Below are 15708 nucleotides of genomic sequence, written 5' to 3'. Positions count from 1 at the left end.
GACTACCCTGGTCTGAATCCTCCAGAACGGACTTCCATGACCGGCAACGCGAATCAGGGCACCAATCTCGACCCGTGGTACGGCTCCTACGCCGCCCGCACGGCTGGCCTCGCCGCCAGCGAGGTCCGAGCTCTGTTCGCCGTCGCCAGCCGCCCCGAGGTGGTCTCGCTGGCGGGCGGCATGCCCTTCGTCTCGGCGCTGCCGACCGAGCTGCTGACCGAGGCCGTCGAGCGCACGGTGCGCGAGCGCGCCGGGGTCGCCCTGCAGTACGGCTCGGGGCAGGGGATGCCGCAGCTGCGCGAGCAGATCCTCGACGTGATGGCACTCGAGGGCATCCGCGCCGGCGTCGACGACGTGGTCGTCACGACCGGATCGCAGCACGCTCTCGAGCTGCTGGCGAAGCTCTTCCTCGACCCGGGTGACGTCGTCATCGCCGAGGGTCCGAGCTACGTGACCGCGATCACGGTGTTCAAGTCGTTCCAGGGCGAGGTCGTGCACGCGCCCATGGATGACGGCGGGCTCAACCCGCAGGCCCTGCGCGAGACGATCGCGCGGGTGCGCGCCGAGGGCCGCACGATCAAGTTCCTCTACACGATCCCCTCGTTCCACAACCCGATGGGCGTCACCCTCAGCTGGGAGCGCCGCATGGAGGTGCTCGAGATCTGCCGCACCGAGGGCATCCTCGTCGTCGAAGACAACCCCTACGGCCTGCTCTACTTCGATCAGCCGGCCCCGCACGCGATGCGCTCGGTCGAGGAGGACGGGGTCATCTACCTCGGCACCTTCTCGAAGACGCTCGCTCCGGGCATGCGCGTGGGATGGGCCGTGGCGCCGCACGCCATCCGCGAGAAGCTCGTTCTCGCCAACGAGGCCGCCGTGCTCTCGCCCGGCACCTTCGGCCAGACGGTCGTCTCCGAGTACCTGTCGACCGCCGACTGGAAGGGTCAGATCGACACCTTCCGCGGTGTCTATCGCGAGCGTCGGGATGCGATGCTCTCGGCTCTGCAGGAGCAGCTGCCCTCGCTGAGCTGGACCACCCCGAACGGCGGCTTCTACGTGTGGCTGACGCTGCCGCCCGAGCTGGACTCGAAGGCGATGCTGCCGCGCGCCGTCAAGGAACTCGTCGCGTACACCCCCGGCACCGCGTTCTACGCCGACGGGGGAGGGCGCAACGCCATGCGCCTCTCGTTCTGCTATCCGACGCCCGACTTCATCCGCGAGGGCATCCGTCGCCTCGCGAACGTGATCAACGGCGAGCTGTCGCTGGTGAGCGAGTTCTCGAAGACGGCGCCGCTGCAGCTCCGCCCCGCGCTCGACTCGGATCGCGTGCTTCCCCCCAATATCGGCTGAGGATCGTTCTATGGCTTCCGCTCTGCCCCGCGTCGTCGTGCTCGCCGGCGGCATCTCGCACGAACGCGACATCTCGCTGCGCTCCGGCCGTCAGGTCGCGGATGCGCTGAAGGGTCACGGCGTCGAGGTCGAACTGGTCGACCCTGATTCGACCCTGATCGACCGGCTGCGCAGCGATCGGCCCGATGTGATCTGGCCCGCACTGCACGGCGCGAGCGGGGAAGACGGAGCCCTGCGCGGCCTGCTGGAGTTCCTCGGTGTGCCCTTCGTCGGCGCCCGCGGCGACGCAGCGCGTCTCGCCTGGGACAAGCCGACCGCGAAGACGCTCGCCGCCCGCGCCGGCATCGCGACCCCGCGCTCGATCACCCTCGCCCGCGACGCCTTCCGTGAGCTGGGCGCCGACGCGGTGTTCTCGGCGATCGCCGACGAGCTCGCGCCTCCCGTCGTCGTGAAGCCCGCGCAGGGCGGCTCCGCGCAGGGCGTGACGATCGTCGAGGATGCCGCGGGCCTGCCCCGCGCCATGGTCGACGCCTACACCTACGGCGAGGTCGCGCTCCTCGAGCAGCGGATCACCGGCACGGAGATCGCGGTCGGCGTGATCGACACAGGCGACGGCGCCGTCGCGCTGCCGGCGGTCGAGATCCAGCCGCGCAGCGGGATCTACAGCTTCGAGGCGCGGTACAACGCGGGGGAGACCCGCTTCTTCACGCCGGCGCGCATCGCCGACGACGTGGCAGAGCGGGCGGCCGAGGCCGCGGTCACCGTCCATCGGGCCCTCGGACTGCGTCACCTGTCACGCGTCGATCTCATCATCGACGGCACCGGCACGCCGTGGTTCCTCGAGGCGAACGTGCTGCCCGGGCTCACCGAGACGTCGCTGCTGCCGCAGGCGCTCGAGGCCGCCGGACATGACCTGGGCTGGGTCTACACGGCTCTCGCCGAGGCCGCCGTACGCGACGCTCAGGCCTGATCCCCCACTGGGAGGCAGGCCGTACGCGGTCGTGAAAGTGCGCCCTGAACTGGGCTTATTCCGCTAGCGGAATCCGTCTTGCCCGAGCTCGGCGAGGATGCGGTTGAGGTCGCCGACGGTCGCGAAATCGATCACGATCTGACCCTTGCTGCGACCGAGGCTGATCTTCACGCGGGTGTTCAGGCGGTCGCCGAAGGCCTCGGCGATCTCGTCGAGACCGCCCTGATGCCGACCGGCGTTCGGACGGGCGGCGCGCTGCTTCTTCGGCGAGGTCTCGCCGGCCAGCGCCTCAGCGGCGCGCACCGACAGCTCCTGGTCGACGATCTTGTCGGCGAGCTTCTGCATCGCAGCCGGCTCGCCGGCGCTGAGGATCGCGCGGGCGTGTCCGGCGCTGAGCACGCCGGCGGCGACGCGGGTCTGCACGCTCTCGGGCAGGCGCAGCAGGCGCAGCGTGTTGCTGATCTGCGGACGCGAGCGGCCGATGCGCTCGGCGAGCTGCTCCTGCGTGATGCCGAAGTCCTCGAGCAGCTGCTGGTAGGCCGACGCCTCTTCGAGCGGATTGAGCTGCGCTCGGTGCAGGTTCTCGAGAAGAGCGTCCCGCAACATGTCCTCATCCGCGGTATCGCGGATGATCGCGGGGATGCGATCACGGCCCGAGGCCTTGGTGGCGCGCAGTCGACGCTCGCCCATGATGAGCTCGTACTGCGGCTCGCCCTCGACGGCGTTCGTGCGAGGGCGCACCACGATCGGCTGCAGCACGCCGAACTCGCGCACCGAGGTGATGAGCTCGTTCAGCTCCTCTTCGCGGAACTCGGTGCGGGGCTGGACAGCGTTCGGCACGATGTCGTCGGGCGACAGGGATGCCAGACGAGCGCCCGGAACGGCCACCAGAGCGCCATCCTCCTGCTTCGGGGCGGCCGGAGCGGGGAAGAAGACGTCCACCGGGCGGCTCTCAGAGCCGCTGGTGGGGATGAGCGCACCGATTCCGCGCCCCAGACCGGTTCTCTTGGTCGCCATCAGCTGTCTCCTCGTCGCGGTTCGCCCCTCAGAGCGATCTCACCGGCAGCTTCGCGATAGGAGAGCGAGCCGGCGGAGTTCAGGTCGTAGCCCACGACGGTCTGGCCGTAGCTCGGGGCCTCCGAGATGCGAACCGAGCGGGGGATGAGCGAGTCGAGCACCTGCTCGGGGAAGTGCGTGCGCACATCCTCGACGACCTGGTTCGCCAGGTTGGTGCGCGAGTCGTACATCGTGAGCAGGATCGTCGAGACCACGAGCTCGGGGTTGAGGTGGCGGCCGACGAGCTTGATGTTGTCGAGCAGCTGGCTGAGTCCCTCGAGCGCGTAGTACTCGCACTGGATCGGGATGAGCACCTCGCGGGCGGCGACGAAGGCGTTGATCGTCAGAAGTCCGAGCGACGGCGGGCAGTCGATGAAGACGAAGTCGATCGGCTGGTCGACCTCTTCGAAGTAGTCCTGGATGGCGCCGCGCAGACGCTGCTCGCGCGCGACGAGCGAGACGAGCTCGATCTCGGCACCGGCGAGGTGGATGGTCGCGGGCACGCAGAGCAGGTTGGGCGACTCGGGGCTCGGCTGCACGACGTCGTCGATCGGCGCCTCATTGATGAGCACGTCGTAGACGCTCGGGGTGTCGGCGCGGTGCTCGACACCGAGCGCCGTCGAGGCGTTGCCCTGCGGATCGAGATCGATCACGAGCACGCGCATCCCGGCGCGCGCGAGAGCAGCGGCGAGATTGACGGTCGTCGTCGTCTTGCCGACGCCGCCCTTCTGGTTCGCGACCGTGAGCACGCGAGGACGCGAAGGCTTGGGCAGCACCTGCTCAGCGAGGGCGATGCGGCGACGGGTGAGGTCGGCGATCTCGCGAGCGAGGGGAGTGGATGCGTCGTATCCGCCGGAGGCGGGGGAGCTGGCGTTGGGAGAGTTCACCGGCGCGCTCGTCCTCCTGAAAACAGTGGTGGGATGCGATGTTTCACGTGAAACACGAGACCGGCGAGGGAGCGGATGCGCCCTGAAGCCGGCCTAGACCACTGTAGCTCGAAAGACGCGCGTGACCTCGGACACATCCCCAGCGCCGAGCTCGAGCACCTCGACCTCATCGAGGCGCGCCTTGCGGATCTGCTTCTGCGCCGCCTCGATCTCGTCGTGAACGCGAGCTCCCTTGAGGAAGACGAGCTGGCCGCCGACGTCGATGAGCGGTCGCGTAATCGGAATCAGCTTCGACAGGGCGCTCACCGCGCGAGCCGTCACCTGTGACAGGTCGAGCTCGCGCCCGACTTCCTCTGCACGCGCACGAACGACCTCGACGTTGTCGAGGCCGAGCCGCTCGCTCTCAGAACGAAGCCACTCGACCCGGCGTTCCATCGGCTCGATCAGCACCATCGTCACATCCGGACGAGCGATCGCCAGCACCAGCCCAGGGAGGCCGGCCCCGCTGCCGATGTCGCCGACGCGCGCGCCCTCGGGCAGCAGGGGAGCGACCACGACCGAGTTCAGGATGTGCCGGGTCCAGATGCGGGGCAGCTCGATCGGCCCGATCAGCCCGAGCTCCTCACCCCGCGCCACGAGTTCTGCGGTGAACGAGCGAGCGAGATCGATCCGATCGTCGAAGAGGCGCGCCGCCGATTCGGGCTCCGGCTCCGGAACGGCAACGACCGCGGCTGCGGCCTCATCGGAGGCGGGGGAGTGGTCGGTCATGATCTCTCGTGCTTCTTCGGAGGGAGCGGCACACCGACAAGGGGGCGGCGGCAGGAGCAGGCCGGTGATGCCAGTCGGTGATCTGCTTCTCCGAGGGTACCGGGCGTCGACTTCCTCGTTCGCGAGCAGGCATCTGTCGCCCGCCGCGGCACATCACGACGTCTCACGTGAAACATCCTGTGATCCAGCAGGCCCGCGTGCTCGGCTGCGCCGACCGGCGCCCTGTGCCTTGACGGCGGGTGGCAACACCGCGACGGCGCCTGACTCGAACGTGATCCATGCCGCGCCGCGCGGCGCGGAGGACACCAGAGTTCCGGCACGACGGGTCTTCGTCCGACGCGAATCGCGCGACAGATGCACCGAACCCGACGAGTCACGTGCAACACGTTCCTAGCGGAGTGACCAGAGCACCGCGTCGCCGGCATCCGACCAGTCCATCCTCGCGATCCGGCGAGCTCGTGACTTCAGGAGATCGCCACGCCTCGACTACTGCCCGTTCTCGGTGGTAGCCGCTATCGATGTTTCACGTGAAACATCGACAACCGCGGTCGGCCTGGTGCGCACCCTCGCTGTCCCTGACCACATTGGGACTCATGCCGTCCGAGCATCGGATAACCAAATAGCCGAGCAACGAGCGTCGGCGCGGGTTCGCCGGCAGCCGGCGACGCGGTCCTCTGCGCCAGCAGTATCGGAGCGCCAACCAGCCACAGTCCGTTCCTGCTCACCGAACAGGAACCCGGCTCCACCACTGCCCGTCGTCGTCTCGTGCAGAACGATCGCCTCTCCGGTCAAACTCCGCGGACTGACGCCATCCCACCCGCCGCCGGGGAGCACGCCCCCTCTGCCATCGGGCGACGGGCATGCGCATGAGCAATTGCCCCACTGCCTTCATGAGTCTCACAACCCGGCGGACTGCCGGATTGGATCGACTCTGAGCCGGAGCGATGCCGACCCCGTGACGCCATCCGGTGCGTCGACCGACGCCCTCACCTGTGTCGCGCCACCCGCACTCCGCGCTACGAACGACTCCGTCGCCCAGCACCTTGCCAATAGCCGGCAACTCGGCAGTGCCAAACCCACGGCATGCCGCTGCGTCACCAGTCCACGATCGATCCCACCCGCGACGAGGCGACACGCAGTCGCGAGATCCCCGATCACGTGATGTCAGTGGCTACCGGCCGAACGGTCCGCACACGAACCGCCTCTCGACCCGCACCGCTACCGTGACTCCATGACGACGCCGTCGACGCTCGAGTCCATCTGGCCGCTCTTCACCCTGAAGCTCACGACGCCGCGACTGCAGCTCACACCGATCCGCGACGAGCACATGCCCGCCCTCGTCGATGCGGCCGTCGCCGGTGTCCATCCGGCCGAGCGCATGCCCTTCGATACGCCGTGGACCGACGCCGACCCCGCGCAGCTCGCGCACAACCTCACGACCTACCACTGGAGTCTTCGGTCCCAGTCTTCGCCAGCGCACTGGGTCATCGCCTTCGCTGTGCTACATGACGGCTGCCCGATCGGAATCCAGGAGGTGCATGCGCGCGAGTTCCCGACCCGGCGCACCGTCGTGAGCGGATCCTGGCTGAGCGCATCGCAGCAGGGGAGGGGATTCGGGCGGGAGATGCGCGCCGCACTGCTGCTGTTCGCGTTCGATGAACTCGGGGCCGAAGTCGCGGAGACGAACGCGCTCGATTGGAACACCGCATCGCTGACGGTCTCGGCGAGGCTCGGCTATCGCGAGGTCGGCCATCAGGCGACGGAATCGCGACCGGGCACGCCGGAGACGCAGACCGATCTTCGGGTCTCACGGTCGGAGTTCATCCGCCCGCACTGGGAACTCGACGTCGCGGGGGCCGATGCCGCCCGACACGAGCTGCTCGGGGCAGCGAATGCCGAGAGGTCATCCGAGAGCTGATCGATGAGACGCAGCAGGGCCGCACGGCGTCGGATCGACGCACGATGCCGATGACAGACGAAAGCGGGGCGATGTTTCACGTGAAACATCGCCCCGCTCGAGACCTTCACCCGCCCAAGCGGGGGAGTGCGATCAGGCTTTGCGGACCACCGTGTGGCGATCGCGACCTTCGCCCTCCGACTCCGAGGTGTAACCACGCTCGCCGACGAGGTCGTGAACGAGCTTGCGCTCGTAGCTCGACATCGGCGGCAGGGATGCCGATGCGGCGCCGGCCTCGATGCGCGCGACGGCAGCATCCACCAGCGCGCTCAGCTCGTCAGCGCGAGCATCGCGGGATCCGCCGACGTCGAGGATGAGCCGCGAGAAGCGACCGGTCTTGCTCTGCACCGCGAGACGCGTCAGCTCCTGCAGGGCCGACACGGTGTCCGGCTTCGAGAGGGTGCGCAGGGCGTCCTCCTCATCGGAGCTCACCGAGAGGTAGGCGCGGCCGGCACGCACGTCGATGTCGAGGTCGCCATCGAGATCGGCGATATCGAGCAGCTCCTCGATGTAGTCAGCGGCGATGTCGCCTTCTTCGACAAGCTGCTGCTCGGTGTCGGTCGCCGACTCCGGAGTCTCGACGGCGGTGACCGTCTCGCTCTGGACGGCCTCGCCCTGCAGGGTCGTGTTCTCGTCGGTCATCGCTTGTTCCCACCGCTCTTCTTGGCGCGCGACTTGCCCACCGGCTGCTGCCGCTGGGTGGTCGCCTTCTTGGTCTCCTGCTCGGCGGCCTCCGCGGCCTCGAGTGCGGCAGCATCCTCACCCATCTTGCGGCGGGCGCGCTTCGCGAGTCGCGCCTCACGGGCCAGGGCGGCCTCGCTGCCGGGGGTCGGCATGTTCCGGATGACGAGGAACTGCTGGATCATCGTCCAGACGTTCGAGGTCAGCCAGTAGAACATGACGCCGATGGGGAAGGCGAAGCCCGAGAACGCGAAGACCAGCGGCAGGATGTACAGCAGGATGCGCTGCTGCCGGAACATCGGGCTCTCCTTCATCTCCGGCGACTGGTTCTTCGCCATGATCTGAAGCTGAGTGACGAACTGCGAGGCGGTCATCGCGACGACCATGACGGCCGCGAGGATGACGACGGGCCACAGCACCGGGTTGTGCTCGAGAGCCGACTGGATGCTGAACTTGAGGCCGGCGCCGGGGAAGAGCTCGGCGTTGTAGAACTGGTCCGACAGCTCACGGGTCAGCAGGCCGACACCGGCCTTGTCGTTGCGGGCCTCGTTCAGCACCGAGAACAGGCTGAAGAAGATCGGCATCTGGATCAGCAACGGAAGGCACGAGGAGAACGGCGACGTTCCGGCCTTGCGGTAGAGCTCCATGGTCTCGCGCTGCATGGCCTCGCGCGAGAACTGGTCCTTCTTGCCCTTGTACTTGTCCTGGATCTTCTTGAGCTGCGGCGCGACCTCGAGCATCTTGCGCTGGCTCTTGATCTGGCGCACGAAGATCGGGATGAGCAGGGCACGCACGACGAGCACGAGGCCGACGATCGAGAGAACCCAGGTGAGGCCGCCGGCCGGGTTCATCCCGAGCGTGGTGAGCAGCCAGTGGAATCCGACCAGAAGCGCCTCGATCACCCATTTGATGGGTGTCAGCAGCGTCTGGAAGAAGGAGCCGATATCCATAGGGGAGGGTCAGGCCTTTCCTGTTCCCGCGACGACGAATCCGAAGCGGGTGATGCGGTAGCGGGGTGGTGCGAAGTGACCGGGCACGTCGTCGACGCCGCCGGCCGCCCACGGGTGGCAGCGGGCGATGCGCTTCGAGCCGAGCCACACGCCGCGGATGACGCCGTGACGCTGGATCGCCTCCAGAGCGTAGGCCGAGCAGCTGGGGTAGTACCTGCAGACCTGACCGTAGAGCGGCGAGATGACCGCCCGGTAGATGCGCAGAACCACGACGCAGACGTTGCGCGGCACGAGCATCACGGTCGTGAGCACTCGACGGGCGGGGGAGACCTGATCGCTCATGAGCGGATCAGCTTCCCGACCAGCGCGCCGCGCATGTCGTCGCGGATCGCGGTCCAGTCCTGCTCGGCACTGCCGGGCAGCGCACGCACGACGATGTCGCCGCCACGGGCGCCCTCATCCACCAGTTCTCGCCCGATCGCACGAAACCGCCGGCGCAGCTTGTTGCGGTGCACGGCGGTTCCGACGGCTCGGGTGATGATGAACCCGAAGCGAGCTGGATGATCGTCCCCGAGCTCGATGCGGTGGTACACCGCGATCGGCGTGGCCGTCCGGCGACCGCGACGCACGGCTCGACGGAATTCGTCGGCGGTGATGACGCGGTTGGCCCGGGCGAGCACGGAGTCGACCGGTGAGGTCTTACGCGCTGAGCTCGGTGCGGCCCTTGCGACGGCGGTTCGCCAGGATCGCGCGGCCGGCGCGGGTGCGCATGCGCAGACGGAAGCCGTGCACCTTGGCGCGGCGGCGGTTGTTCGGCTGGAAGGTTCGCTTGCTCATAGTCGTATCTCCGTTGCCCGGCGACGCGGAACGACCGGGAAGAAATGGGAACGGGCCCGCGTACACGCGAGTCCGAAGTCAACCGGGTTAATCTAGCCCGCCGAAGCGCTTCGGTCAAAAGGGCTCCGGGTCAACCCTGCATCCTCTACCCGATCCGGCCTCAGCACTGGCAGCGACGCGCCGCGTCCACCTAAGGTGATCCGAAGTCGCGCGACCCCCGGTCGCGACCATCTCGCGTTTCCACAGCAACCCACAACCGTGGATAATCCTGTGGATAACCCTGCGCGCTCGGAGCGTCGCGGGCGGCGTTCTCAGGTCCACAGCGCGAAAGGCACCATGTCCGACATCGATCCCACCCTCCAGCTCTGGCGCGCAGTGCGGGAGCACCTGGAGGAGGATCACCGGATCACGCCGCAGCTGCACGGCTTCCTCAACCTGGTCGAGCCGAAGGGCGTGCTCGCCGGCACCATCTACCTCGAAGTGCCGAACGATCTGACGCGGTCGATGCTCGAGCAGCGCATCCGAGTCCCCCTGCTCGAGGCGCTCTCAAGCGTGGAGGTCGACGACGCCGATGAGGTCTCGAACTTCGCGATCGTGGTCAACCCCGAGATCCACACCGAGGTGCTGAAGCCGGTCGCTCCGGCCGTCGCCGATCGTGACCGGGAGCCTCGTCACTCTTCCGTCGAAGCTCCGGCCGCCGAGCCCGGTCGCCGCTCCGACAGCCGGCTCAACGCCAAGTACAACTTCGACAACTTCGTCATCGGCGGATCGAACCGCTTCGCCCACGCCGCCGCGGTCGCCGTGGCCGAGGCGCCGGCGAAGGCCTACAACCCGCTCTTCATCTACGGCGATTCGGGTCTGGGCAAGACGCACCTGCTGCACGCGATCGGCCACTACGCCGAGAACCTCTACCCCGGCATCCGCGTGCGCTACGTGAGCTCGGAGGAGTTCACGAACGACTTCATCAACTCGATCGCGAACAACCGCTCGTCGCAGTTCCAGTCGCGCTATCGCGACATCGACATCCTGCTGATCGACGACATCCAGTTCCTGCAGCGCGCGGTGGAGACGCAGGAGGCGTTCTTCCACACCTTCAACACGCTGCACGACCACTCCAAGCAGGTCGTGATCACGAGCGATCTCGCGCCGAAGCACCTGACCGGCTTCGAAGACCGGATGCGGTCGCGCTTCGAGTGGGGCCTCATCACCGACGTGCAGGTGCCCGACCGCGAGACGCGCATCGCGATCCTGCGCAAGAAGGCGCAGAGCGAGAAGCTGCAGATCCCCGACGACATCCTCGAGTTCATCGCCACGAAGGTGTCGTCGAACATCCGCGAGCTCGAGGGCACCCTGATCCGCGTCACGGCGTTCGCGTCGCTCAACAAGACGCCCATCGATCTGCAGCTGGTGCAGACGGTGCTCAAGGATCTGATCACCCTCGACGAGGACAACGTCATCTCGCCGGTCGACATCATCAACAACACCGCCGACTACTTCAAGCTCTCGGTCGACGACCTCTACGGCTCGAGCCGGTCGCAGGCGATCGCGACGGCGCGGCAGATCGCGATGTACCTGTGCCGCGAGCTGACGAGCCTGTCGCTGCCGAAGATCGGGCAGCTGTTCGGCAACCGCGACCACACCACGGTCATGTACGCGAACAAGAAGATCAGCGAACTCATGAAGGAGCGCCGCTCGATCTACAACCAGGTGACCGAGCTGACGAACCGCATCAAGCAGGAGCAGCGGTACAAGATCTGACGCTCGGGTCGTCGCGTGCGCAGCACGTCGTCTCCACCGCACCCGATGAGCCCGCCCGCGCGACAGCGCCGGCGGGCTCTTCTGCGTCACGCAGCGAACCGCTGTCGCGGTCGCGGGTGCGTGCTCGGATCGTCGCGACGCGCCCGGGCCCGAGGTTTCGACCCCCCGAAGACGGGGTTAATGCTCACAGTGTGGAATGCCTGTGGATAACTGTGGAGAACCGCCGCTCAGGATGTGAGCGTTAAGCGAGATCCTGTGGAGAGCGCCGAATGACAAGAATCTCCGTCCACATCCGAGGGCTCGACTCTCGACAGTCCGCTCACAAGTTCCAAGGTTGTAGTTCCCTGCTTAACGCGGCTGTCCACCGAGTTATCCACATTCTCCACAGCTGTTAAGAAGATGACAGAGACAGATATCCGATTCGCGAATCCACAACCTCGACCCGGTCGGGTCGACTCGCGCCGGCGCTGAACGCCTTCGCTCGGTCTTCGCAGGCCGAGCAGGGCTCCCCGTGTGACAGGATCGCTCTGCAAACATCGTTCGATCACCGTCATCCGGGGACAGGGAGTGCCTCTCGTGAAGTTCCAGGTCAACCGCGACGTCTTCGCCGAGGCGGTCTCGTTCGCGGTGAAGCTGCTCCCGCAGCGCACGACGCAGCCGATCCTCAGTGGAGTGCTGCTCAGCGCCGAAGACGGCTCGCTCACGCTCTCGTCGTTCGACTACGAGGTGTCGTCGCAGACCGAGATCCCCTCTGAGGTGGATGAGGCCGGCACCGCGCTCGTCTCCGGTCGCCTGCTCGCCGACATCGCGAGCCGCCTGCCGAACGCCCCGGTCGTGTTCGAGAAGGTCGACAACAAGATCGCGGTGAGCTGCGGCTCCGCCCGCTTCACCCTGCTGAGCATGCCGGTCGAGGAGTACCCGACCCTGCCGCAGGTCACCGAGCAGACCGGTGTGCTGCCGGCCGACGACTTCGCCGCCGCCGTCGCGCAGGTCGCGGTCGCCGCCTCCCGCGACGATGTCACCCCCGTCATCACCGGCGTGCAGCTCGAGGTCGGCGAGAACTCGCTCTCGCTCGTCGCCACCGACCGCTACCGCGTCGCGATCCGCGCGATCGACTGGGATTCAGGCCAGACCTCGGCTGAGGGCACGACCGCGCTCGTCCCGGCCCGCACCCTCAGCGAGATCGGCAAGACCTTCGGCCACGCCGGCACCGTCTCGGTGTCGATCGTGCGCGGCGACGACCGCGAGCTCATCGCCTTCAGCAGCGAGAAGCGCACCGTCACCTCGCTGCTCATCAAGGGCAACTTCCCGCCCGTGCGCCGCCTCTTCCCCGACACGGTCGACAACTACGCCGTGCTCAACACGGCCGAGCTGGTGGATGCGGTGCGTCGCGTCGCCCTCGTGCTCGAGCGCGAGGCGGCCCTGCGCTTCAGCTTCTCGATCGACGGACTCACGCTCGAGGCCGCCGGCGCCGAGCAGGCCCAGGCGTCGGAGACCATCGACGCGCACCTGCACGGCGAGGACACGGTCGTGTCGCTCAAGCCGTCGTTCCTGCTCGATGCGCTGAGCGCGGTGCACTCGGAGTTCGTGCGCGTCTCGTTCACGAAGACCGAGAACCCGAACAAGCCGGGCCCGGTGCTCATCACCAGCCAGTCGTCGAAGGACCAGCCGGGCAGCGACGACTACAAGTACCTGCTGCAGCCGAACCTGCTGCTGCGCTGAGCCGGGGCTCGCCCGGCATCCACCACCACACCCGGAGCGACCCCTGCTGACCTGGTCAGCATCGAGCCACTCAGCCCGACGGCGGGGACCCCGCCAGTGAGGAGCGCATGATGCACATCGGACTCGTCGGCCTCGGCAAGATGGGCGGCAACATGCGGGAGCGTCTGCGCCGCGGCGGCGTGGAGGTCACCGGCTACGACCCGAATCCGGCCGTCACCGATGTGCCCGATCTGCCCGCGCTCATGGCCGCGGTTCCCGCGCCGCGTCTGATCTGGATCATGGTGCCCTCGGGCAAGGTCACCGATTCGGTCGTCACCGACCTGCTCGAGGTCATGGACGAGGGCGATCTGCTCATCGACGGCGGCAACTCGCGCTTCGTGGATGACGCCCGTCACGCCGAGCAGGCCGCCGCGAAGGGCGTGCGCTACGCCGACTGCGGCGTCTCGGGCGGCATCTGGGGTCTCGACAACGGCTACGGACTCATGGCCGGCGGCGAGAAGGCCGACATCGAGTTCGCCGCACCGGTCTTCGACGCGCTGCGTCCGGAGGGTCCGCGCGCCGAGGGATTCGTGCACGCCGGCCCGATCGGCGCCGGCCACTACGCGAAGATGGTGCACAACGGCATCGAGTACGCGCAGATGCAGGCCCTCGCCGAGGGCTACGAGCTGCTCGCCGCCCGCAGCGACCTCATCCACGACGTCACCGGCGTCTTCGAGGCCTGGCAGCGCGGCACGGTCGTGCGCAGCTGGCTGCTCGACCTGCTGGTCAAGGCCCTGAAGGAAGACCCGGGTCTGGATGACATCGAGGGCTTCGTCGAGGATTCGGGCGAGGGCCGCTGGACCGTGCAGGAGGCGCTCGACCACGCGGTGCCGATGCCCGCGATCTCGGCGTCGATCTTCGCGCGCTTCGTGTCGCGCCAGGAGGACTCGCCCTCGATGAAGGCCGTCGCCGCGCTGCGCAAGCAGTTCGGCGGGCACGCGGTGCGCTCGGCGTGATCCCGGCCCCGGCGGGGTCGTCGTGATCGTCTCCCATCTGCAGCTCACCGACTTCCGCAACTACGCGGAGGCGGAGGTGCAGCTGCATCCGGGTCCGAATCTGCTCGTCGGCCGCAACGGCCAGGGCAAGACGAACCTCGTCGAGGCGATCGGCTATCTGGCGACGCTCGGCTCGCATCGCGTGTCGACGGATGCGGCGCTCGTGCGCAGTGGACGCGAGTCGGCGATCGTGCGCACCCGCCTGCAGCACGGCGACCGCAGCCTGCTGGTCGAGCTGCAGATCAACAAGGCCGGCGCGAATCGCGCGCAGGTGAACCGGGCTCCGGCGAAGACGCGGGATCTGCCGCGGCACGTCGCGACGGTGCTCTTCGCCCCGGAGGATCTCGCGCTCGTGCGCGGCGAGCCCTCGGGCCGGCGGCGGATGCTCGACCAGCTGCTCATCCAGCTCACCCCGCGGCTCGCGGGTGTGGTCGGCGACTACGAGCGGGTGCTGCGGCAGCGCAACACGCTGCTCAAGACCGCGCGGGCGGCGGCGCGCGGCGGCGATCTCTCGACTCTCGACGTGTGGGATGAGCGCCTCGTCACCTTCGGCGCCGAGCTCATCGTGGCCCGACTCGAGCTGGTCGAGCGGCTGCGTCCCTTCGTCGCCGATGCCTACAAGGCCATCGCCGGCGACGAGCATCGGGCCGACCTCGGCATGCGGATGAGCGTCTTCGGCGCCTCTCCGGATGAGGACGATCCGACGTCGGCGGCCGACAGCGAGCACCGCCGCGTCACGATCGAGGTCGCGGCCGAGGCCTTCCGCGAGAGCCTCGCGCGACTGCGCCGCCAGGAGATCGACCGCGGCGTCACGCTCGCGGGGCCACACCGCGACGACCTCGTGCTCGAGCTCAACGGACTGCCCGCGCGCGGCTATGCCAGTCACGGCGAGAGCTGGTCGTTCGCGCTCTCGCTCAAGCTGGCCGCGGCCGGCATCCTTCGCGTCGAGTCGCCGACCGGCGACCCGGTCGTGATCCTCGACGACGTCTTCGCCGAGCTCGACGAGACCCGGCGCGCGCGTCTGGCCTCGGCGATCGGCGATTTCGAGCAGGTCATCATCACCGCGGCGGTCGAGGGGGATGTGCCGGTCGAGCTGGCGCAGAACGTGCTGCGCATCCGCGCCGGCGAGGTCGTCGATGAGTGACGGCCGCGACACGGACCATGTCGGGCGAGGCCCGGAAGCCCGGCCCGGTCCCGATGCCGGCCCCGACCCCGAGGCGGACGGCCGCGACGAGGTCGAGATCGATCCCGCGCAGCCCGAGCACGTGCAGGTCTACCTGCGGGTGCGCACCGCGATGGGCGAGCGGCGCCCCGGTCGGGATGCGCGCCGCCGAGCCCGTCGTGCCGAAGATCAGACGACCGTCCCCTTCGGCCCCGGCCGCGAGCCGCACGGCATCGACGCCGTGCTCGATCGGCTCACGACGCAGCTCGGCTGGGAGTCGCCACTGGCGCGCAGCGAGCTGATGATCGACTGGCCCGGCATCGTCGGCGCCGACACCGCGCAGCACTCCGAACCGGTCGGGGTGGAAGAGGGAACGTTGACGGTGCGCTGCGATTCGACCGCCTGGGCGAAGCAGCTCGGACTCATGCGCTCGTCGATCGTCGCGGCCATCGAGGACCGGCATCCGCTCTCGGGTGTGGACAAGGTGCGGATTCTGGGGCCGGACACCCCCTCGTGGAAACACGGTCCCAGAGCCGTTCCAGGCCGTGGCCCGCGCGATACCTACGGCTGAGAAGG

16 protein-coding genes are annotated in these 15708 nt (G+C 68.2%); 8 read left to right on the top strand and 8 right to left on the bottom strand.

Features of this window, described 5'->3' with window-relative positions; translation table 11 throughout:
• The first annotated feature begins 36 nt into the window (after positions 1-36).
• Both BJ979_RS03475 and BJ979_RS03470 read left to right on the top strand, forming a co-directional pair.
• Positions 37-1350, top strand: a complete 1314-nt coding sequence (locus BJ979_RS03475) for an aminotransferase-like domain-containing protein (protein ID WP_179565218.1) — start codon at positions 37-39, stop codon at positions 1348-1350.
• Between the two features lie 10 nt (positions 1351-1360).
• Positions 1361-2320 carry a D-alanine--D-alanine ligase family protein gene (locus BJ979_RS03470; RefSeq protein ID WP_179565216.1) on the top strand — a complete coding sequence of 320 codons (960 nt, stop codon included), beginning with the start codon at positions 1361-1363 and terminating at the stop codon, positions 2318-2320.
• Positions 2321-2383: 63 nt separating this feature from the next.
• Here BJ979_RS03470 and BJ979_RS03465 read toward each other — a convergent pair whose 3' ends face one another.
• The 3 genes from BJ979_RS03465 to rsmG form a co-directional block, all read right to left on the bottom strand.
• Positions 2384-3337 (bottom strand): ParB/RepB/Spo0J family partition protein, encoded by a 954-nt coding sequence (locus tag BJ979_RS03465; RefSeq protein ID WP_179565214.1) that lies wholly within the window; start codon positions 3335-3337, stop codon positions 2384-2386.
• On the bottom strand, positions 3337-4263 hold the full coding sequence (locus BJ979_RS03460) for a ParA family protein (protein WP_179565212.1): 927 nt from the start codon (positions 4261-4263) through the stop codon (positions 3337-3339). Before BJ979_RS03460 ends, BJ979_RS03465 begins: the two co-directional genes overlap by 1 nt.
• Before the next feature lie 93 nt (positions 4264-4356).
• A complete protein-coding gene (rsmG, locus tag BJ979_RS03455) occupies positions 4357-5031 on the bottom strand; it encodes a 16S rRNA (guanine(527)-N(7))-methyltransferase RsmG (RefSeq protein ID WP_179565210.1) in 675 nt (224 codons plus the stop codon).
• A gap of 1231 nt (positions 5032-6262) precedes the next feature.
• Here rsmG and BJ979_RS03450 point away from each other — a divergent pair.
• On the top strand, positions 6263-6949 hold the full coding sequence (locus BJ979_RS03450; RefSeq protein ID WP_179565208.1) for a GNAT family N-acetyltransferase: 687 nt from the start codon (positions 6263-6265) through the stop codon (positions 6947-6949).
• A 132-nt stretch (positions 6950-7081) separates the two neighbouring features.
• On the opposite strand, the gene BJ979_RS03445 is transcribed toward BJ979_RS03450, so the two are convergent.
• From BJ979_RS03445 to rpmH, 5 genes are read right to left on the bottom strand one after another with little or no spacing between them, the layout of a single operon-like run.
• Positions 7082-7630, bottom strand: coding sequence for a Jag family protein (locus tag BJ979_RS03445; protein WP_179565206.1), 549 nt, complete (start codon positions 7628-7630; stop codon positions 7082-7084).
• Positions 7627-8619 carry a membrane protein insertase YidC gene (yidC, locus tag BJ979_RS03440; RefSeq protein WP_179565204.1) on the bottom strand — a complete coding sequence of 331 codons (993 nt, stop codon included), beginning with the start codon at positions 8617-8619 and terminating at the stop codon, positions 7627-7629. Before yidC ends, BJ979_RS03445 begins: the two co-directional genes overlap by 4 nt.
• Before the next feature lie 9 nt (positions 8620-8628).
• Positions 8629-8961: a membrane protein insertion efficiency factor YidD gene (gene yidD, locus BJ979_RS03435; RefSeq protein ID WP_179565202.1), complete on the bottom strand. Its 333-nt coding sequence runs from the start codon at positions 8959-8961 to the stop codon at positions 8629-8631.
• A complete protein-coding gene (locus tag BJ979_RS03430; protein WP_179565200.1) occupies positions 8958-9299 on the bottom strand; it encodes a ribonuclease P protein component in 342 nt (113 codons plus the stop codon). Before BJ979_RS03430 ends, yidD begins: the two co-directional genes overlap by 4 nt.
• Positions 9300-9318: 19 nt before the next feature.
• Entirely contained in the window at positions 9319-9456 is a 138-nt protein-coding gene (rpmH, locus tag BJ979_RS03425; RefSeq protein WP_026940492.1) for a 50S ribosomal protein L34, read from the bottom strand.
• A 336-nt stretch (positions 9457-9792) separates the two neighbouring features.
• Here rpmH and dnaA point away from each other — a divergent pair, with 336 nt between their 5' ends.
• The 5 genes from dnaA (at position 9793) to BJ979_RS03400 (ending at position 15703) form a co-directional block, all read left to right on the top strand.
• Entirely contained in the window at positions 9793-11214 is a 1422-nt protein-coding gene (gene dnaA, locus BJ979_RS03420; protein ID WP_179565198.1) for a chromosomal replication initiator protein DnaA, read from the top strand.
• A gap of 576 nt (positions 11215-11790) precedes the next feature.
• A complete protein-coding gene (gene dnaN, locus BJ979_RS03415) occupies positions 11791-12936 on the top strand; it encodes a DNA polymerase III subunit beta (protein WP_179565196.1) in 1146 nt (381 codons plus the stop codon).
• Positions 12937-13043: 107 nt separating this feature from the next.
• A complete protein-coding gene (gene gnd, locus BJ979_RS03410) occupies positions 13044-13931 on the top strand; it encodes a phosphogluconate dehydrogenase (NAD(+)-dependent, decarboxylating) (protein ID WP_484592900.1) in 888 nt (295 codons plus the stop codon).
• Positions 13932-13953: 22 nt separating this feature from the next.
• Positions 13954-15114: a DNA replication/repair protein RecF gene (gene recF, locus BJ979_RS03405; RefSeq protein WP_179565192.1), complete on the top strand. Its 1161-nt coding sequence runs from the start codon at positions 13954-13956 to the stop codon at positions 15112-15114.
• On the top strand, positions 15107-15703 hold the full coding sequence (locus BJ979_RS03400) for a DciA family protein (RefSeq protein ID WP_179565190.1): 597 nt from the start codon (positions 15107-15109) through the stop codon (positions 15701-15703). Before recF ends, BJ979_RS03400 begins: the two co-directional genes overlap by 8 nt.
• Positions 15704-15708: the final 5 nt, after the last annotated feature.

Origin of the sequence: Schumannella luteola, assembly GCF_013408685.1 — a bacterium.
GTDB lineage: Bacteria > Actinomycetota > Actinomycetes > Actinomycetales > Microbacteriaceae > Schumannella > Schumannella luteola.
Note: the sequence above shows the minus strand (reverse complement) of the source record. Positions and strands in the feature narration are given on the sequence as shown.

Excerpts from the sequence above, each read along its gene's own strand:
- BJ979_RS03475 (WP_179565218.1), top strand. The coding sequence starts at position 37 with ATGACCGGCAACGCGAATCAGGGCACCAATCTCGACCCGTGGTACGGC.
- BJ979_RS03470 (WP_179565216.1), top strand. The coding sequence starts at position 1,361 with ATGGCTTCCGCTCTGCCCCGCGTCGTCGTGCTCGCCGGCGGCATCTCG.
- BJ979_RS03465 (WP_179565214.1), bottom strand. The coding sequence starts at position 3,337 with ATGGCGACCAAGAGAACCGGTCTGGGGCGCGGAATCGGTGCGCTCATC.
- rsmG (WP_179565210.1), bottom strand. The coding sequence starts at position 5,031 with ATGACCGACCACTCCCCCGCCTCCGATGAGGCCGCAGCCGCGGTCGTT.
- BJ979_RS03450 (WP_179565208.1), top strand. The coding sequence starts at position 6,263 with ATGACGACGCCGTCGACGCTCGAGTCCATCTGGCCGCTCTTCACCCTG.
- BJ979_RS03445 (WP_179565206.1), bottom strand. The coding sequence starts at position 7,630 with ATGACCGACGAGAACACGACCCTGCAGGGCGAGGCCGTCCAGAGCGAG.
- yidC (WP_179565204.1), bottom strand. The coding sequence starts at position 8,619 with ATGGATATCGGCTCCTTCTTCCAGACGCTGCTGACACCCATCAAATGG.
- yidD (WP_179565202.1), bottom strand. The coding sequence starts at position 8,961 with ATGAGCGATCAGGTCTCCCCCGCCCGTCGAGTGCTCACGACCGTGATG.
- rpmH (WP_026940492.1), bottom strand. The coding sequence starts at position 9,456 with ATGAGCAAGCGAACCTTCCAGCCGAACAACCGCCGCCGCGCCAAGGTG.
- dnaA (WP_179565198.1), top strand. The coding sequence starts at position 9,793 with ATGTCCGACATCGATCCCACCCTCCAGCTCTGGCGCGCAGTGCGGGAG.
- gnd (WP_484592900.1), top strand. The coding sequence starts at position 13,044 with ATGATGCACATCGGACTCGTCGGCCTCGGCAAGATGGGCGGCAACATG.
- BJ979_RS03400 (WP_179565190.1), top strand. The coding sequence starts at position 15,107 with ATGAGTGACGGCCGCGACACGGACCATGTCGGGCGAGGCCCGGAAGCC.